At 66.8% G+C, this 15,293-nt stretch carries 18 protein-coding genes; 10 read left to right on the forward strand and 8 right to left on the reverse strand.

What is annotated here, in order from left to right; genetic code table 11:
* Positions 1-168: 168 nt before the first annotated feature.
* Positions 169-1,047 carry a zinc metalloprotease HtpX gene (htpX, locus tag DBZ32_RS00495; RefSeq protein ID WP_119165166.1) on the reverse strand — a complete coding sequence of 293 codons (879 nt, stop codon included), beginning with the start codon at positions 1,045-1,047 and terminating at the stop codon, positions 169-171.
* A 279-nt stretch (positions 1,048-1,326) separates the two neighbouring features.
* Between htpX and DBZ32_RS00500 the strand changes: the two genes are divergently transcribed.
* Positions 1,327-1,584 carry a DUF1674 domain-containing protein gene (locus DBZ32_RS00500; protein ID WP_119165167.1) on the forward strand — a complete coding sequence of 86 codons (258 nt, stop codon included), beginning with the start codon at positions 1,327-1,329 and terminating at the stop codon, positions 1,582-1,584.
* Between the two features lie 195 nt (positions 1,585-1,779).
* On the opposite strand, the gene DBZ32_RS00505 is transcribed toward DBZ32_RS00500, so the two are convergent.
* Complete coding sequence (locus DBZ32_RS00505) at positions 1,780-3,006, reverse strand: argininosuccinate synthase (RefSeq protein ID WP_119165168.1); 1,227 nt, start codon at positions 3,004-3,006, stop codon at positions 1,780-1,782.
* Positions 3,007-3,219: 213 nt separating this feature from the next.
* On the opposite strand from DBZ32_RS00505, the gene DBZ32_RS00510 reads away from it, so the two are divergent.
* A complete protein-coding gene (locus tag DBZ32_RS00510) occupies positions 3,220-3,750 on the forward strand; it encodes a hypothetical protein (RefSeq protein WP_162906494.1) in 531 nt (176 codons plus the stop codon).
* A 13-nt stretch (positions 3,751-3,763) separates the two neighbouring features.
* Here the strand turns inward: DBZ32_RS00510 and rlmN are convergent, their stop codons facing one another.
* Together rlmN and DBZ32_RS00520 are read right to left on the reverse strand one after the other, a co-directional pair.
* On the reverse strand, positions 3,764-4,906 hold the full coding sequence (gene rlmN / locus DBZ32_RS00515) for a 23S rRNA (adenine(2503)-C(2))-methyltransferase RlmN (RefSeq protein ID WP_119165170.1): 1,143 nt from the start codon (positions 4,904-4,906) through the stop codon (positions 3,764-3,766).
* A 171-nt stretch (positions 4,907-5,077) separates the two neighbouring features.
* Positions 5,078-5,605, reverse strand: a complete 528-nt coding sequence (locus DBZ32_RS00520; protein ID WP_162906495.1) for an invasion associated locus B family protein — start codon at positions 5,603-5,605, stop codon at positions 5,078-5,080.
* Between the two features lie 279 nt (positions 5,606-5,884).
* Between DBZ32_RS00520 and DBZ32_RS00525 the strand changes: the two genes are divergently transcribed.
* Positions 5,885-6,472, forward strand: coding sequence for a sigma-70 family RNA polymerase sigma factor (locus tag DBZ32_RS00525; RefSeq protein ID WP_119165172.1), 588 nt, complete (start codon positions 5,885-5,887; stop codon positions 6,470-6,472).
* On the forward strand, positions 6,469-7,143 hold the full coding sequence (locus tag DBZ32_RS00530) for a ChrR family anti-sigma-E factor (RefSeq protein WP_119165173.1): 675 nt from the start codon (positions 6,469-6,471) through the stop codon (positions 7,141-7,143). Before DBZ32_RS00525 ends, DBZ32_RS00530 begins: the two co-directional genes overlap by 4 nt.
* Positions 7,144-7,210: 67 nt before the next feature.
* Here DBZ32_RS00530 and DBZ32_RS00535 read toward each other — a convergent pair whose 3' ends face one another.
* Positions 7,211-7,747, reverse strand: a complete 537-nt coding sequence (locus tag DBZ32_RS00535; RefSeq protein ID WP_119165174.1) for an RNA methyltransferase — start codon at positions 7,745-7,747, stop codon at positions 7,211-7,213.
* A gap of 185 nt (positions 7,748-7,932) precedes the next feature.
* Here DBZ32_RS00535 and DBZ32_RS00540 point away from each other — a divergent pair, with 185 nt between their 5' ends.
* From DBZ32_RS00540 to DBZ32_RS00555, 4 genes are read left to right on the forward strand one after another with little or no spacing between them, the layout of a single operon-like run.
* On the forward strand, positions 7,933-9,012 hold the full coding sequence (locus tag DBZ32_RS00540) for an asparaginase (RefSeq protein WP_119165175.1): 1,080 nt from the start codon (positions 7,933-7,935) through the stop codon (positions 9,010-9,012).
* Between the two features lie 47 nt (positions 9,013-9,059).
* Positions 9,060-10,049 carry an NADPH:quinone oxidoreductase family protein gene (locus tag DBZ32_RS00545; protein WP_235829934.1) on the forward strand — a complete coding sequence of 330 codons (990 nt, stop codon included), beginning with the start codon at positions 9,060-9,062 and terminating at the stop codon, positions 10,047-10,049.
* Entirely contained in the window at positions 10,046-11,299 is a 1,254-nt protein-coding gene (locus DBZ32_RS00550; RefSeq protein WP_119165176.1) for a methyltransferase, read from the forward strand. The genes DBZ32_RS00545 and DBZ32_RS00550 overlap by 4 nt, the downstream gene beginning before the upstream one ends.
* A complete protein-coding gene (locus DBZ32_RS00555; RefSeq protein WP_162906496.1) occupies positions 11,296-11,928 on the forward strand; it encodes a glutathione S-transferase family protein in 633 nt (210 codons plus the stop codon). The genes DBZ32_RS00550 and DBZ32_RS00555 overlap by 4 nt, the downstream gene beginning before the upstream one ends.
* A gap of 16 nt (positions 11,929-11,944) precedes the next feature.
* Here the strand turns inward: DBZ32_RS00555 and DBZ32_RS00560 are convergent, their stop codons facing one another.
* Positions 11,945-12,274 (reverse strand): 4a-hydroxytetrahydrobiopterin dehydratase, encoded by a 330-nt coding sequence (locus DBZ32_RS00560; RefSeq protein ID WP_268877927.1) that lies wholly within the window; start codon positions 12,272-12,274, stop codon positions 11,945-11,947.
* A 196-nt stretch (positions 12,275-12,470) separates the two neighbouring features.
* On the opposite strand from DBZ32_RS00560, the gene DBZ32_RS00565 reads away from it, so the two are divergent.
* The gene (locus DBZ32_RS00565) at positions 12,471-12,884 is read left to right on the forward strand and encodes a metallopeptidase family protein (protein WP_235829935.1); all 414 of its coding nucleotides are present in this window, start codon (positions 12,471-12,473) and stop codon (positions 12,882-12,884) included.
* Positions 12,885-12,915: 31 nt separating this feature from the next.
* On the opposite strand, the gene DBZ32_RS00570 is transcribed toward DBZ32_RS00565, so the two are convergent.
* A complete protein-coding gene (locus DBZ32_RS00570) occupies positions 12,916-13,803 on the reverse strand; it encodes a DMT family transporter (protein ID WP_119165179.1) in 888 nt (295 codons plus the stop codon).
* Positions 13,804-13,889: 86 nt separating this feature from the next.
* Here DBZ32_RS00570 and DBZ32_RS00575 point away from each other — a divergent pair, with 86 nt between their 5' ends.
* On the forward strand, positions 13,890-14,618 hold the full coding sequence (locus tag DBZ32_RS00575) for a helix-turn-helix transcriptional regulator (protein WP_119165180.1): 729 nt from the start codon (positions 13,890-13,892) through the stop codon (positions 14,616-14,618).
* Positions 14,619-14,649: 31 nt separating this feature from the next.
* Here DBZ32_RS00575 and DBZ32_RS00580 read toward each other — a convergent pair whose 3' ends face one another.
* Positions 14,650-15,243, reverse strand: a complete 594-nt coding sequence (locus DBZ32_RS00580; RefSeq protein WP_119165181.1) for a hypothetical protein — start codon at positions 15,241-15,243, stop codon at positions 14,650-14,652.
* Between the last annotated feature and the right edge of the window lie 50 nt (positions 15,244-15,293).

Consider the following 15,293-nt stretch of genomic DNA (forward strand, 5'->3'; position numbering starts at 1 on the left):
CATTCCCTGAGGATGTCGCACGGGGGTCTCTGGTCGATCTCCCGCGAGCCCCCTCATGGCAGGGCGTCTTTATGATGGTATCCGGCGTACCGTCCGGCAAACCCAGCCTCTGCATGGCTGGGTCCAAGCGCGGACCCGGCTCGCCGCAAGACAGTCGAGCGGCTAACCCTAAGCGCCGCCGCTCCAGGGGCCGGCCTTGGGCGCCTGGCCCATCTCGCCCGCCAGCGCACGCAGGCGGGAGACGCGATTGGTGGTGTTGGGATGGGTCGAGAAGAGGCTATCGACCGCCTGGGCATGCAGTGGGTTGATGATGAACATATGCGCCGTCGCCGGATTGCGCTCGGCCGGCTGGTTGTCGATCTGCGCGGCGCTGGCCTGGATCTTCTCGAGCGCGCTGGCGAGCCAGAGGGGCCGGCCGGAAATCTCGGCGCCGATCCGGTCGGCTTCGTACTCGCGCGAGCGGCTGATCGCCATCTGCACGAGACCGGCGGCCAGCGGCGCCAGGATCATCAGCGCGAGGGTGCCGATCAGGCCCAGGGGATTGTTGCGGTTGCCGCCGAAGAAGAGCGCGAAGTTGGCGAGCATGGAGATGGCGCCGGCCAGCGTCGCCGTGATCGTCATGATCAGCGTGTCGCGGTTCTTCACATGGGCCAGCTCATGCGCCATCACCCCCGCTACCTCTTCCGTCGAGAGACGCTGCAGCAGCCCGGTGGTGGCCGCGACGGCCGCGTTCTCGGGATTACGCCCGGTCGCGAAGGCGTTCGGCTGCGGATTCTCGATGATGTAGACCTTGGGCATCGGCAAGCCGGCGTTTCCGGCCATCTGCTCCACCAGGCCATGGAGGGTCGGGGCGGTCTTGGCATCGACCTGACGCGCGCCGTACATGCGCAGCACGACCTTGTCGCTGTTCCAGTAGGCGAAGAGGTTCATGCCGGCGGCCACCGCCAACGCGATCAGCAGGCCCGCCTCGCCGCCCAGGAGGAAGCCGATGCCGACGAACAGCGCCGTCATGACGGCCATCAGCATGAAGGTGCGCATCATATTCATGAAGAAAACTCGATCCCTGCAGCTCCTGGCGAGCCATAGGCCTTTTCCGCCAAGGCCTTGGCGCGACCCACTAGACTAGATAGTGATCAGTCGGCCCCACGTATTGGGTCCGGCGATTACCTTGAATCTGGTCTGGATTCAAAGTGTTAGAGTCTGTTTCTTGGGATCGGCGGAACCGCGAAGCGAGTCCGCCGATCCCAACATGCTCTAGCAGATGGACGTCGGCGCAAAGCCCTTCAAGCCTTGGCAGCCCAGCCCTTCGGCGCCATATCCTGACCTATGTTCGATCTTTTCAAATCTCACCGTCCGCGAAACGCCAAGCCTCCCAAGCGCGCGCCGGAGGCACCGCAGGCCAAGCGGCGTGTCGCTCGGGCCGATCTGGACCGTGCCGAAGCGGAGGCCAAGTCCGCCGAGCAAAGGCAGGCCGGCGAGGGCGAGGCCGGTAGCGGCAAGGTCGAGGAACTGGGCGGTCCGAACGGCCCCGAACCCACCCGCTACGGCGATTGGGAACGCAAAGGCATCTGCTACGATTTCTAGCCCGGCTCGATAAGCTTGCCGGCCAAGCTTCGGACCTGACGGCCTAGCGCTTCGCCTTTCGACAAGCTCAGGATGAAGCGCTCACCGGGCTGAAACTCCCGAACGCAGAGAGGCGGGCACGGCCCCCCGTCATGCCGAGCCTGTCGAGGCGCGAAAGGCAGCCTGCGCCAGTCGGCTATCCGTTGAGCCTTTGTCCTACCCCTGACGCTGGCGGTAGAGCAGCCGCAGGCGCAGGGCGTTCAGCTTGATGAAGCCCTCGGCGTCGCGCTGATCGTAGACCGCGTCATCCTCGAAGGTGACGTGCTCCAGGCTGTAGAGGCTGTCGGGACTCTGGCGGCCGGTGACCTGAATACCGCCCTTGTAGAGCTTGAGACGGACGCGGCCGTTGACCTTGCCCTGGCTGTGATCGATGGCGGCCTGCAGCATCTCGCGTTCCGGACTGAACCAGAAGCCGTTGTAGATCAGCTCCGCGTAGCGCGGCATCAGCTCGTCCTTCAGGTGGAGCGCGCCCCGGTCCAGGGTGATGGACTCGATCGCCCGATGGGCCGCCTGCCAGATCGTGCCGCCGGGCGTTTCGTAGATCCCGCGCGACTTCATGCCGACGAAACGGCCCTCCACCATGTCGACCCGGCCGATGCCGTTGGCGCCGCCGAGTTCGTTCAAGCGGGTCAGCAAGGCGGCCGGCGAGAGAGGCTCGCCGTCGACCGCCACCGGATCGCCGCGCTCGAAGTCGATCTCCACGAATGTCGGCCGGTCCGGCGCCTCCTCCGGCGAGACGCTGCGGGAGAAGACATGCTCGTCCGGCGCTTCCCAGGGATCCTCGAGGATCTTCCCTTCGGCGGAGATGTGCAGCAGGTTGGCATCGACCGAGAAGGGCGCCTCGCCGCGCTTGTCCTTGGCGATCGGAATCTGGTGCTGCTCGGCGAAGTCGATCAGCTTGCTGCGGCTGGTCAGGTCCCATTCGCGCCAGGGGGCGATCACCTTGATGTCCGGATCGAGCGCGTAATAGCTCAGCTCGAAGCGGACTTGGTCGTTGCCCTTGCCGGTGGCGCCGTGGGCCACGGCATCCGCGCCTGTCTGCTCGGCGATCTCGATCTGCCGCTTGGCGATCAGCGGCCGGGCGATGGAGGTCCCCAGCAGGTAGACGCCCTCGTAGAGCGCGTTGGCGCGGAACATCGGCATGACGTAGTCGCGCACGAAGTCCTCGCGCAGGTCCTCGATGAAGGTGTTCTCGGGCTTGATCCCCAGCAGCTCCGCCTTATGGCGCGCCGGCTCCAGCTCCTCGCCCTGACCCAGGTCGGCGGTGAAGGTGATCACCTCGCAGTTATATTTCTCTTGCAGCCACTTGAGGATGACGGAGGTGTCCAGCCCGCCGGAATAGGCGAGCACGACTTTCTTGATCTCAGACGCGGGGGCTGACATGGGAACGGGGATACTCCGGAACCGGACGGGAAAAGCGGCGCGGAGTATAGGGATCGTCCGCGCAGGAGCAAGAGATGCGACCCGCTTCCGCCCGCCGGAGGCCTTTTCGCTTGAATTTCCCGTTTTACGGTATGTTAAGAGCTTATCTTCCACTCATAATTTTCATCCGAGTGGCGGGACCGCACGCTCATTCAGCAAGGGAAGACAACCGAGGTGAAGCCGCACATGTTCCTGACACCTTCCGCGACGACGGCAAGAGTTGCCGCGATCCTGGCGCCGCTCCTGCTCACGGCCTGCGCGTCCAGCGAATTCGAGGCCGTCAAGGCAATCGGCGCCGCCGAAGTTTCTTCGGTTCGAATTTCCGAGATCCTGGTCGAAGTCGACACCAGCCGACCGAATCAAGAGTTGATGCGGGAGCTGAAAAGCAACCTGCGGCGCGCAACCTCGGTCTGCGCCACCGGCACGGTACCCTACCGCATGGAGGTTCGCGTTCTGGACTTCGAGGATCAGAATGTCGGCCAGTCGATCATGGTCGGCGACGCGATCGAGCTGAAGGGCCGCGTTGAACTGACCGAGGTTGCCACCGACCGCAGTGCCGGCGACTACTATATCGAGCAAAGCTTCTACTGGGGCGGACTGATCGGCGCCGCGATGATGTCGGACGCCGAGAAGTCGCTGAGCCGGGAGTTCGCGAGCAGCGTCTGCGAAGACGTCTTCGGCAAGAGCTGGGACCCGGAGGGCTAGCTTCTTCCCAGCCTCAGGCGCCGAGGTTCGCCGCCTCACGCTCCGTCTTTTTCTTCCGCTCGCTGGCGCTCTTGAGCTGACCGCAGGCGGCCAGGATGTCGCGGCCGCGCGGACGGCGGACTGGCGCCGAAAGGTGACGGGCAGCCAAGAGGTCGGAGAAACGCTCGATCCGCTCCCAGCTCGAGCACTCGAAATCGCTGCCCGGCCAGGGATTGAAGGGGATCAGATTGACCTTGGCCGGCACGTCCTTCAGCAGCTCGGCGAGGCGCTGGGCATCCTCGTCGGAATCGTTGACGCCGGCCAGCATGACGTACTCGAAGGTGATGCGCCGGGCGTTGTGGATGCCGGGGTAGTCGCGACAGGCGGCGAGCAGTTCGGCGATGGGGTACTTCTTGTTGAGCGGCACGATGCGGTCGCGCACCGCGTCGGTGGTGGCATGCAGGCTGACCGCCAGATTGACTCCCAGCTCCTCGCCGCAGCGCCGCATCATCGGCACTACGCCGGCGGTCGAGAGCGTGACACGCCGGCGGCCGAGCGCGATGCCGTGCGGATCGGTGACGATCTTCATGGCCTGGGCGACGTTGTCGTAGTTGTAGAGCGGCTCGCCCATGCCCATCAGCACGATGTTGGTCAGGCCGCGGTCTTCCCGCGGCGAGGGCCACTCGCCCAGGAAGTCGCGCGCCAGCATGATCTGACCGACGATCTCGCCGGGCGAGAGATTGCGCACCAGCCGCTGGGTGCCCGTGTGACAGAACTTGCAGGTGAGTGTGCAGCCGACTTGACTGGAAATACAGAGCGTGCCGCGGTCGCTCTCGGGAATGTAGACCATCTCGGCCTGGTTGCCGTCGGCGAAGGTCAGCAGCCACTTCTGCGTTCCGTCGTTCGAGACCTGATGGCTGGCCACGCCGGGACGCTCGAGCAGGAAAGCGTCGGCCAGCCTGAGCCGAAAGGCCTTCGAAAGGTTGGACATGGCGGCGAAGTCGGTCGCGCCGTGGTGATAGACCCACTGCCAAAGCTGCTTCGCGCGGAAAGCGGGCTCGCCCAGATCGTGCAGCGCCGCGGTCATCTCGGCCAAATCGAGACCGATCAGAGTGCGACGGGCCCCACCGGCATCGGCGGGCGGCGCAAAGACCTCGGCATGGGCGGCATTGGACATGACCGCTTACTTAGAGCGCGATCATCCGAGGTGGAAGAGGTTTCGCTTCTACTTCGGACGTGAATCGCTCTCTGGACTTATGAAAGAGCAGGCTGGCACTTCCAGAGGCAAAGCCTTTGCCCCGTTCGAGCACGCCCGGGAGCCGACGGCGGCCTTGCACCGGGGTGACGATCAGAGCCCGCAGGCCTCGCGCGAGGAACGATAAGCGGCCGTGAAGCCGCGCAGGGAATAGGTATCCCGAGTCGCCGTTCCGCGCGACGATACGCCCTCGACCACCATTTCGATGCCGTTGATCATGGCCTGGACCAGCGACTGGTTGGTCTGATCGTCCGGCGCCCAGGCACCGTCGTCCTGGGTGAAAAGCGTGAACTGCCGCTCACCCACGGTCACGGTTACCGGACTGCCTTCGCGAAAGGTGTAACCGGCGATGAAGGTCGCTTCGTCGATCCGGCGTTCGTCCGGGCGCTGGGCGACCATGGCGTAGATGTCGCCGCGCCGGGTGTAGTTGCCCTCGTCGGTTTTCGGCCGGCTGACGACGAAGCAGACGGGCTGGTCGTTCTCCTGAGCCTGGAAAGCGCTCCAATCGGTGAAGTCGCCGACGCGCTGCACCGTCTGTGCCGCAACCGGCAGAGCACAAACGATCGTCAGAGCGGCGGTCAAAGTGGCGGCGAAGGCCATGGATGTCAGGTGTCTGGGCATGGCCCGCATTATAGGTGCCATGGCGCGGACCGCCAGTCCCCGCAGTGCGTCAAAGTCCGTGAATCTTCATGGCGCAATTCTGGCTGACTCGCGGGACGATCTCTCTCTGTTCGATGGAAATATCGTTCGCGATGATCCGTTTTGCCGACTGCCGCGTAAACCTGTCCGATGGAACGATTGGTAACGTCGCCTATGTCGAGCGCGAAACCGAGGAACACGGCAGGGTCTGTCGGCCCAGTCGGTGTTGCAGGATCGACGGGCATCGCGTTTGATAGAGCGATGCCTGTCAAAGACCCCACTGTTCCGGATGCCGGTTCGCCGACGCCGGAGCAACTGCTTCTCGCCGTCGCGCAACAGCGCGACAAGGTGGCTTTTACCGCTTTGTTTCGGCATTTCGCCCCGCGGCTGAAGGCCTATCTGATGCGGCTGGGAGCGGAAGCGGGTGCTGCGGAAGAGTTGGCACAGGAAGCGATGATCATGGTGTGGCGGCGGGCCGAGACCTTCGACCCGACCCAGGCCAGCGTCGGAACCTGGATCTTCCGCATCGCCCGCAACAAGCGGATCGATGCTCTTCGCCGCGAGCGGCGACCGGAGTTCGATCCAGAGGATCCTTGTCTCCAACCCGACCCGGCACCGGCAGCCGACGGGCAACTGGAACGGGGGCAAAGCGACGAAAGGGTGCGGGCGGCGCTCAAGACGCTGCCACCCGAGCAGGCGGAAGTTGTGCGTATGGCGTACTTCGAGGACAAGGCGCACGGCACGATCGCGGAGGAGACCGAGCTACCGCTCGGGACCGTCAAGTCGCGATTGCGCCTGGCGATGGGTCGCCTTCGAAAAGCCCTGCGCGAGGAGAGTTTGGAACCATGACAGGATCTCGCGTTCCCGAAGAAATGTTGCTGGCTTACGCGACTGGCGCGCTGAACGAGCCACTGTCGCTCGTGGTCGCCAGTCATATGGCCCTGAATCCGCAGTCGCGGGCGGAGGTCGAAGGCTACGAAACGGTGGGCGGCGCGCTGCTGGAGCAGCTCGAGCCGAAAGCCCTCGCCGACGGTGCGCTGGAGCGCACCTTGAGCTTGATCGACCTGATTCCGGACGAGGACAGAACGGCGGTCGGGCAGATTTGCGCGCCCGTGAAGCCGCAGCCGGTCGACGGTCTGGCCCTTCCCTCGGTCTTGCGCGACTATATCGGCCCCGACATTGAGGCCCTGGCTTGGAAGCCCGTGCTGCGCGGCGTCGAAGAGGCGGATCTGACAATGGGAAGCGAGGGTGCACGCACTCGCCTCATGCGGATCGCGCCCGGCGCGGGCGCCCCTCGTCACACCCACGGCGGCCTGGAGGTCACCCTGGTGTTGGACGGTGCCTATCGGGATGTTTCGGGGCGCTATGGGCGCGGTGACGTTCAGGTAGCGGACGATGCGCTCGAGCACGCGCCGGTCGCCGAAGCGGACGGTCTCTGCCTCTGCCTGGTGGTCAGCGACGCGCCTATCCGCCTGACCGGCTTCTTCGGCCGCCTGTTCAACCCCTTTATCCGGCACTGATCTGCCGCAGGTTCGCCGACTGCCGCGGAAGGGCTGCTGCCCGACGGTTGGTGTTCAATTGTGCGTGCTACGCCGGTTTCGGCGTGCGAATGACCGGTCCGCCGTGGACGTGATCCGCCAGCGGGTCGGTCGGCGCGCCGGCCTTGACCGGGCGCGGAGCGAAACGCCCCATCGAGATCGTCCTGTCGTACATCACCAGCGCGCCGGCGATTCCCACGTTGACGCAAAAGCGCGTCGGGATCTTCACGATCAGGTCGCAGCGTGCCTGCAGCTCCGGGGAGAGACTGCCGCGTTCCGGACCCAGCACGTAGGCCGCGGCCAGAGGATGACGGAAACTCGGAAGCTCGACCGCCTGGTCCGTCAGTTCTACGCCGACCAGGCTGCAGCCGCGCGGCAACTGCATCTGCCCCAGCGAGTCCCAAACGTAGAGCGGCAGATGCTTCGAGGCATCGGAGGTATCGGACTGACGCACCTGCCGCGGTGAGAAGGTCGCCTCGAGCGTAAAGAAGAAGCTGGCCCCGAAGGCGTGAGCCGAGCGCATCAGCGTGCCCAAGTTCAGGGGTTTGCTGATTCCCTCCACACCGAAACCGAAGTAGCCGCGCATCGCCCCACCCTCCCGAGCGGCCCGCCTTTGAGATTGGTCAACCGTGCAGATCGGCCAGCCGTGCGGGCTGGATCGTGCCCCTTCCTTGCATGACGGCAAACGCTTCGGCAAGGTTCAGCCGCCAAGGCGCCGCTCCAGGCGTCCTCCGCCGACATTCTCATGCCCTTTTGCGAGTTCGAACCGCGATGTGCCCGTCCGACAGTCCCCCCGAACGTCACGACCCCGGCCATGAGCAGGCCGTCTCGCTGCTCGCGCCGGCCGACAATCCCGTGCTGGTCGAGGTGACGCGTGGCACCATGGTGGAAAGCCGGCATCGCGGTGCTTTCGCGGTCTGCGATACCGAGGGCCGGGTGCTGCTTTCGGCCGGCGACGTGGAGCGCACGATCTACCCGCGCTCGGCGATCAAGCCGCTGCAGGCGCTGGCGCTGGTCGAAACCGGCGCCGCGGAGTCCTTCGCCGTCAGCGATGCCGAGGTCGCGCTGGCCTGCGCCAGCCACGACGGCGAGCCGCTGCACGCCGAGGCCGCGCAGCACTGGCTGCAGCGCATCGGCTTGTCGGTCGCGGATCTGGAATGCGGTGCCCATTGGCCTTACCATGAGCCGAGTCTGCGGACGCTGGCGGCTCACGGCGGAACCCCGACGGCCGCGCACAACAACTGCTCTGGCAAACACAGCGGTTTCCTGAGCTTGGCCCAGCATCTTCGCGCACCGACGGCCGGTTACATCCGCTTCGAACATCCGGTGCAGCAGAGCGTTCTGGGAATCCTCGAAATGATGACCGGCCTCGATCTGCGCGATGCGCCACGGGGGATCGACGGCTGCGGCATCCCGCAGTACGGCATGCCGCTGGGCAACCTGGCGCTGGCCTTCGCCCGCTTCGCCGAGCCCAACGATCAGCCGGAGCGGCGCCAGGCCGCCTGCGCCCGGATCCGCCGGTCGATGGCCGAACACCCGGTCATGGTGGCGGGACACGAGCGCTTCTGCACCAAGGTGATCGCGGCCACGCAGGGCCGCGCCCTGGTCAAGACAGGCGCCGAAGGGGTCTTCGCCGCGGCGGTTCCGGAGCTGGGGCTGGGTGTGGCCGTCAAGATCGACGACGGCCAGAAACGGGCCAGCGAAGTCGTGATGGCCGGCCTGTTGAATCGCCTGGGCCTGCTCGACGAGGGTGCAAGACAGGTGCTGGCCCCCTTGCTGGAGCCGCCCCTGGTCAACCGGCGCGGCGAAACGGTCGGCGTCATCCGCTTGGCCCCCGAGGCGATCACGTAGGCCACAGCGACCGAATACCCAGAAGCAACGACAGGAAAAGCAAAAACATGAAACGGGAGACAGCCATGCGCGCCCTGGTCTGCAGCGCCATCGACGGCGCGTCCGTCGCACCCGGCGACCTTCCCAGGCCGCAGCCGGGTCCGGGCGAGGTTCTGGTGAAGGTGGCCGCCGCCGGCGTCAACTTCGCCGACACACTGATCGTGCGCGGCCAGTATCAGGAGAAGCCGGAGTTGCCCTTCGCCCCAGGCCTGGAACTATCCGGCGTCGTCGAGGCTACGGGCGACGGCGTGACGGAGCCGGCGTCGGGTCGAAGGATCATGGCGCTGACCGGCCTCGGTGCCTTCGCCGAATATGCCGTCGCCAAGCAGAGCGACGCCTTCCCTCTGCCCGAGGAGATGGACTTCGATACCGCGGCCGGTTTTGCCGTGACCTACGGCACGGCGCACGGGGCGCTGCGCTGGCACGCGGATCTGCAACCCGGCGAGACCCTGATGGTTCACGGCGCGGCCGGCGGAGTCGGCCTGGCGGCCGTCGAGTGCGGCAAGGCCATGGGCGCCCGCGTGATCGCCTCGGCTGGCAGTCCCGAAAAGCTGAAGGTGGCCAGCGACCACGGCGCCGACGCGACGATCGACTATCGCCAGGAGGACGTGAAGACCCGCATGCGCGAGCTGACCGAGGGCCGTGGCGTCGACGTGGTCTTCGATCCCGTCGGCGGCCAGGTCTTCGACGCCTCCCTGCGGGCCACGGCCTGGGGCGGCCGGCTGGTGGTCATCGGCTTCGCCGCCGGCGAGGTACAGCAGATCCCGGCCAACATCCTCTTGGTCAAGAACATCTCGGTCCATGGCATGTACTGGGGCTCGAACCGGAAGATGGCGCCGCAACGGCTGGCCGAGCAGTTCGCGGAGCTGTTCGACTGGTACAAGGCCGGCCGGATCAAACCCTACATCAGCCACGCCTATGCGCTGGACGAGGGCGCGCAGGCCTTGGCCGACCTGCGGGCGCGCAAGACCGCGGGCAAGGTCGTGATCCGCCCGTGAGCGACGCCCGCGACCGCGCCGGACGTCGCAAGGGCGATCCCGTCGCGGCGCAGTACGAAGCCTATCCCTATCCGGCCCGCGATCCCGCCGAGGAAGCCAAGCGCCTGATCGCGGGCTCGCCCAGCCGGCTGCTGGAGATCCGCCACTACCTCCGGGCCGGCGCGGCGCTGCCTCAGGGCTTCCGCGCCCTGGTCGCCGGCGGCGGCACAGGCGACGGCACCGTCATGCTCGCGCAGCAACTGGCCGACGCCGGCCTGGCGGACGCCGAAGTGATCTACCTCGACCTCTCCAAGGCCTCGCGCGCGATCTGCGAGGCGCGTGTGCGCGAGCGCGGCCTGACCAACGTCGGCTTCCACAGCGGCGCCATCGAGGACCTGGCACGCCTCGACCTCGGGCAGTTCGACTACATCGACTGCTGCGGCGTGCTGCATCACCTGGCGAGCCCGGCCGAGGGCCTGCGCCGGCTCACCGAAGCCCTGACGCCCTCGGGCGGACTTGGCGTGATGGTCTACGGCCGCTTCGGCCGCAGCGGCGTCTACGAGCTGCAGGGGGCGCTGCGGCACCTCGGACAAGGTCTCGATCTGCTGGCGCGGGTGAAACTCGCCAAAACCCTGCTGCCGAAGCTGCCGGCAACCAACCGTTTCCGGCGTAACCCGAACCTGGGCGATCACAAGCGCAGCGACGCGGAGCTGGTCGACCTGCTGCTGCACGAACGGGATATCGCCTACAGCGTGCCGGAACTGGCGGCGCTCGTCGCGGAGGCCGGCCTTGAGATCGCCGCCTGGATCGAGCCGCTGCGCTACGATCCGGCGACCTATCTACCAGACGAGTTGCAGGACCGGCTCGAGGGGCTAAACCCCTTGGAACGCGCCACCTTGGCCGAGCAACTGGCTGGAAACCTCAAGACACATACGTTGTACCTCAGCCGTCGTACGCGTACGGCCGCGCAGCCGCATCCGGAGGCCTTACCAGCCTGGGTGGAGTGGGACGGCGCCGCCGTTGCCGCCATGGTCAGACGCGAAGGCGCGCTGGCCGGCAGCTTCGACGGTTTGCCGCTGCGCCTGCCCTTGCCGGCCCGCGCCGCCGCCTTCGCCGAGCTCTGCGACGGCCGGCGCAGTCTGGCCGAGATCCAGGCAGCTCTGCAGGCACGCTTCCGCGACCTGCCGGCCGCCCGGCTGGAGCGCGAGATCGCGGCCTGTCTGGAGGTCTTCGGCGGCGTCAACCGCCTGCTGCTGATGGCACGGTCGTGACGACGCCGGTTCTCTACGGTGCCGACTACAGCGTCTATACGCGTATCGCGCGGCTGGCCTTCGCCGAAAAGGGAGTGGCCTACGACTTCGAAACCCTCGACATCTTCGCCAAGGAGACGGCGCCGCCCGCCTGGTACGGTACGCTCCACCCCTTCGCCAAGATCCCGGCGCTGCGCCATGGCGAGCTACAGCTCTACGAGACCCAGGCCATTCTGCGCTACATCGATGCCGCCTTCGCCGGCCCGGCCCTGACACCCGATGCCCCGCCGGATATCGGGCGGATGGCCCAGGTCATGAGCGTCGCCGACAGCTACGCCTACCCCCGGCTGGTCTGGGGTATCCTGGTGCCCGAGCGCAAGGGACGGAGCCTTGCACCCGGCACGCTCGAAGCCGGGGCGCTCTGCCTGACCGCCCTCGACACGCTGCTGGCCGAACCCTTTTTCCTGGGCGAAGCCCTGACCCTGGCGGACCTGCACGTCGCGCCGATGCTGATCTACCTGGCTCTCGCCCCCAGCGGCCCGGCGCTGTTGAGCCGACAGAAGCGCTTGCAGTCCTGGTTGGCGCGCCTGCAGGAGCGCGAAAGCTTGCGAACCACTCGCTATCCGGCGGAAGACGTCGATGGCGCCTGACAGTCTTCTCAGGCCATCAGGTGGCCCTGGCGAATCGATCCATGCGGCGGGCCAGGGAAACGTCCTTTTCCGTCAGGCCGCCGGCATCGTGGGTCGAGAGCGTCACCTCGACCCGGTTGTAGACATTGAACCATTCAGGGTGATGATCGGCGCTCTCGGCCGCCAAGGCGACCCGCGTCATCCAGCCGAAAGCGGCGTTGAAATCCTTGAATTTGAAGGTCTTGGCAATGGCGTCCCGGCCCTCGACCTCCACCCAACCCTCGAGATCGGCCAGCGCTCCCGCGCGCGCCTCTCCCTGCAGCTTCATCGTCATTTCCCCGTGACTCCCCTTGCAGTTCGCGCAAATGCCGTTATGTCTGCCGCGCTATGCCGCGCATACAAATCCTAAGCCGTCCGGCAGGATGGCCGGCCGTCGCAAGGATCGGCACGATCCACCGGACCGCCGGCACCGTCCGATCCCTTCCCGTCCGACCTCTGGACTTGGCGGCGCTTGGCCCCCGGGTCAAGCCGCGCTAGGTTCCGATCCCATGAGTCTCGCCATCATGACCAGAAACGCCCAACTGCAGGCGACTTCGACGCCGCCGAGCCTCGCCGACCTGGAGGCGATGGCGCGCGAGCAGCTTGCCGCGGTCCCGCCCGAACTGCGCCAGCACCTGGGCGACCTGGTTATCCGCGTCGACGATTTTCCCGACGAGGAGACCATGGAGGAGATGGATCTGGAGTCGCCCTTCGACCTGCTGGGCCTCTACCGCGGTGTCGACCTGCTGCAGCGCTCGGTCGGCGACCAGCCTCAGGCGCTCGACATGATCTATCTCTACCGGCGGCCTTTGCTGGACTACTGGTGCGAGACCGAAGAAGACCTGACGCGTATCGTGCGCCATGTGCTGATCCATGAGATCGGCCATCACTTCGGCTTCTCCGATGACGACATGGAGCGCATCGAGCAGGGCGCCTAGGCCCTTTCTCGCTCCGCCGTCCCCCGCTCCCTCAGACGCTTCTCGCCCGCGTTTCCCGATAGAGCACGTAGAGACCGCTGCCGACCAGCAAGGCCGCACCGGCCCAGACCCAGGCATCCGGCAGCTCGCGCCAGATCAGCCAGCCGAGCAGGGTGGACCAGAGCAGCGCCGAGTAGTCGAAGGGCGCCAGCACGGCGGCCGGCGCGCTGCGGAAAGCCAGGGTGATCCAGTAGATCGACACCCCGCCGAGCAGTCCCATCAGCGCGAAGACGGCCATGTCGCCCCAGCTCGGCGTGACCCAGGCGAAGGGCAGGCTCACGCCCGCGACAATCGCGATGATCAGCGCATTCCAAAAGACGATGGCGGCATTGGTATCGCTGCGCGCCAGAACCCGCGTCGTGATCATCGCCAACGCGTAGCAAACCCCGGCCGCCAGGGGCAGAACCGCCGCCCATTGAAAGGCTTCCGAGCCCGGTCGCAGAATGATCATGGCGCCCAGGAAGCCAACGGAAACGGCGGTCCAGCGCCGCCAGCCGACCGTTTCGCCCAGCAGCGGAACAGATAGAGCCGTCACCACCAGCGGCGCGACGAAAGCGATCGCCGTCGCCTCCGCCAGGCCGAGGTAGCGCAGGCTGGTGAAGAAGGCGAAGATCGCGCCCATGCCGGCCAGGGCGCGTACCCCCTGCATCCTGAGATTGCCGGAGCGCAGACTCGGCCAGCCGCCCTCGGCCCAGACCAGCACCAGCGCCGGCAGCAGGCCGAAAGCCATACGGAAGAAGACGATCTGGTTGATCGGGTAGTCGCCGCTGAGCCACTTGGCGCAGGCGTCCATGCCGACCATGCCGACCATGCCCAGCAGCATCATCCCGATACCGAAGCCGATGCGCGAGGAGACCGCCTGGGGCGCGGCAGTTTGCATGCCTGTTCCGCTTTGTCTCTGGGTGAAGGAGCAAGTCGACGCGCCGGCACGCTTGCATAGCGCAAAAACGCGGCTTACCAGAAGGGATGGATTTCACGTCGAGTCGTTCCGTTCCGCAACCGGAAAGGTCGGATAGGGCGTCAGCGGACAGGCGCGGCGAAGCTGCCGCCACGCGCCGGCCCGGCGCGACGCGCGGCCGGCTTCTGGCGCTGCTGGCCAATCTGGGGCCCAGTTCCGCGACACGCCTGGGCGAGGTTCTGGGCGTCAGCGACATGGCAGCCCGGCAGCACCTGCATGGCCTCGCCGCCGAAGGACTGACGAGCTTCGACCTGGCCCGCGGCGGCGTCGGCCGCCCGACCAAGCTCTGGAGCCTGACGCCGAGGGCCGAGGAATTGGCGGCCGGGGACGCCGCGGACGGCCATGCCCAGTTGGCCGCCGAGCTGCTGGCGAGCCTCGAGGCGGCGCTGGGCACCGAGGGTGCGGCGGACGTCCTCACCCTGCGGGACAAGCGGCTCGCCAAGCTCTACGCCCGGACGATCGACCGCAAAGCCCCGCTGCGGACCCGGCTCGAAGCCCTGGCCAGGCGCCGGACGGCGGAGGGCTACCAGGCCTCCCTGGAGGTCTCGCCGGACGGCTGGTACCTGCTGGTGGAAGCACACTGCCCGATCCGCGCCGCGGCCAGTGCCTGTTCCGCGCTCTGCGATGGCGAGACCAGACTGTTCAAGAAGGCGCTGGGCAAGGACGTCACGGTCGAACGCCGCGAACACCGCCTGTCCGGCGACCGCCGCTGCAGCTTCGCCGTTCGCCGGACCTGACGAGCCCGAAGCGCACAGCCCGCGGCTCAGTCTATCCGCGGCAGGCGGCCCGCAGCTTCCGCAGCGCCGCTGGAAAGCCCGCCAAGTCGAAGACCGCCGTCGCCCGGTTCGTGCGAAAAGGCGTCGCCTGAACCGTCAGACGGTCCTGCCCTTCGAGCTCGCCGAGGAAAAGCCCGGCCGCGCGGCCGGTCCAGAACCCCAGGCTGCGGCGGTCGTTGGCGACCGCGAAGTCGCGCCGACGCGCAGCGCCGTCGCCGAGCCGGTAGATCATCGTGGCGCCGCCGGCATGCTCCGAGAAGTAGGCGCCGCCGAAGTGCACCCAGACCTGCATCTCCTCCCCGCGACAGGCGAGATGCAGCGAAGCCCGGACCAGCTCGCCGAAGCGGTCCTCGAAGGGCGCCACCGCGTCGAGGACCATTTCGACCTCGCGCCGGTCGTCCAAGGCGGAGATCGTCTCGGACAAAGCCCAGCGCGGCGTTTCCTGCCCCGGCGCCCGATAGACGGAGTCATAGCAGGCCAGTCGAGCGGCATCGTCCGGAATGCCGGCGCAGTCCGTGGAGGCTACGGCAGGTAGGGGCAGGACCGCCGCAACGAGCGAAGAGAGAACACAGGCGCGTATAAACATCGGGCTCCAAGGGTATCCCCCGGAGCCCGCTTTGAAAGTCTTTTCGCGCC

The sequence above is a fragment of the Algihabitans albus genome (genome assembly GCF_003572205.1).
Lineage (GTDB): Bacteria > Pseudomonadota > Alphaproteobacteria > Kiloniellales > DSM-21159 > Algihabitans > Algihabitans albus.

Bases quoted from the DNA above. Each gene is read 5' to 3' on its own strand.
- DBZ32_RS00505 (WP_119165168.1), bottom strand. From the start codon at position 3,006: ATGTCAGCCCCCGCGTCTGAGATCAAGAAAGTCGTGCTCGCCTATTCC.
- DBZ32_RS00545 (WP_235829934.1), top strand. From the start codon at position 9,060: ATGAAACGGGAGACAGCCATGCGCGCCCTGGTCTGCAGCGCCATCGAC.
- htpX (WP_119165166.1), bottom strand. From the start codon at position 1,047: ATGAATATGATGCGCACCTTCATGCTGATGGCCGTCATGACGGCGCTG.
- rlmN (WP_119165170.1), bottom strand. From the start codon at position 4,906: ATGTCCAATGCCGCCCATGCCGAGGTCTTTGCGCCGCCCGCCGATGCC.
- DBZ32_RS00565 (WP_235829935.1), top strand. From the start codon at position 12,471: ATGACCAGAAACGCCCAACTGCAGGCGACTTCGACGCCGCCGAGCCTC.
- DBZ32_RS00570 (WP_119165179.1), bottom strand. From the start codon at position 13,803: ATGCAAACTGCCGCGCCCCAGGCGGTCTCCTCGCGCATCGGCTTCGGT.
- DBZ32_RS00520 (WP_162906495.1), bottom strand. From the start codon at position 5,605: ATGCCCAGACACCTGACATCCATGGCCTTCGCCGCCACTTTGACCGCC.
- DBZ32_RS00500 (WP_119165167.1), top strand. From the start codon at position 1,327: ATGTTCGATCTTTTCAAATCTCACCGTCCGCGAAACGCCAAGCCTCCC.
- DBZ32_RS00525 (WP_119165172.1), top strand. From the start codon at position 5,885: ATGCCTGTCAAAGACCCCACTGTTCCGGATGCCGGTTCGCCGACGCCG.
- DBZ32_RS00575 (WP_119165180.1), top strand. From the start codon at position 13,890: ATGGATTTCACGTCGAGTCGTTCCGTTCCGCAACCGGAAAGGTCGGAT.
- DBZ32_RS00535 (WP_119165174.1), bottom strand. From the start codon at position 7,747: ATGCGCGGCTACTTCGGTTTCGGTGTGGAGGGAATCAGCAAACCCCTG.
- DBZ32_RS00580 (WP_119165181.1), bottom strand. From the start codon at position 15,243: ATGTTTATACGCGCCTGTGTTCTCTCTTCGCTCGTTGCGGCGGTCCTG.
- DBZ32_RS00540 (WP_119165175.1), top strand. From the start codon at position 7,933: ATGTGCCCGTCCGACAGTCCCCCCGAACGTCACGACCCCGGCCATGAG.
- DBZ32_RS00530 (WP_119165173.1), top strand. From the start codon at position 6,469: ATGACAGGATCTCGCGTTCCCGAAGAAATGTTGCTGGCTTACGCGACT.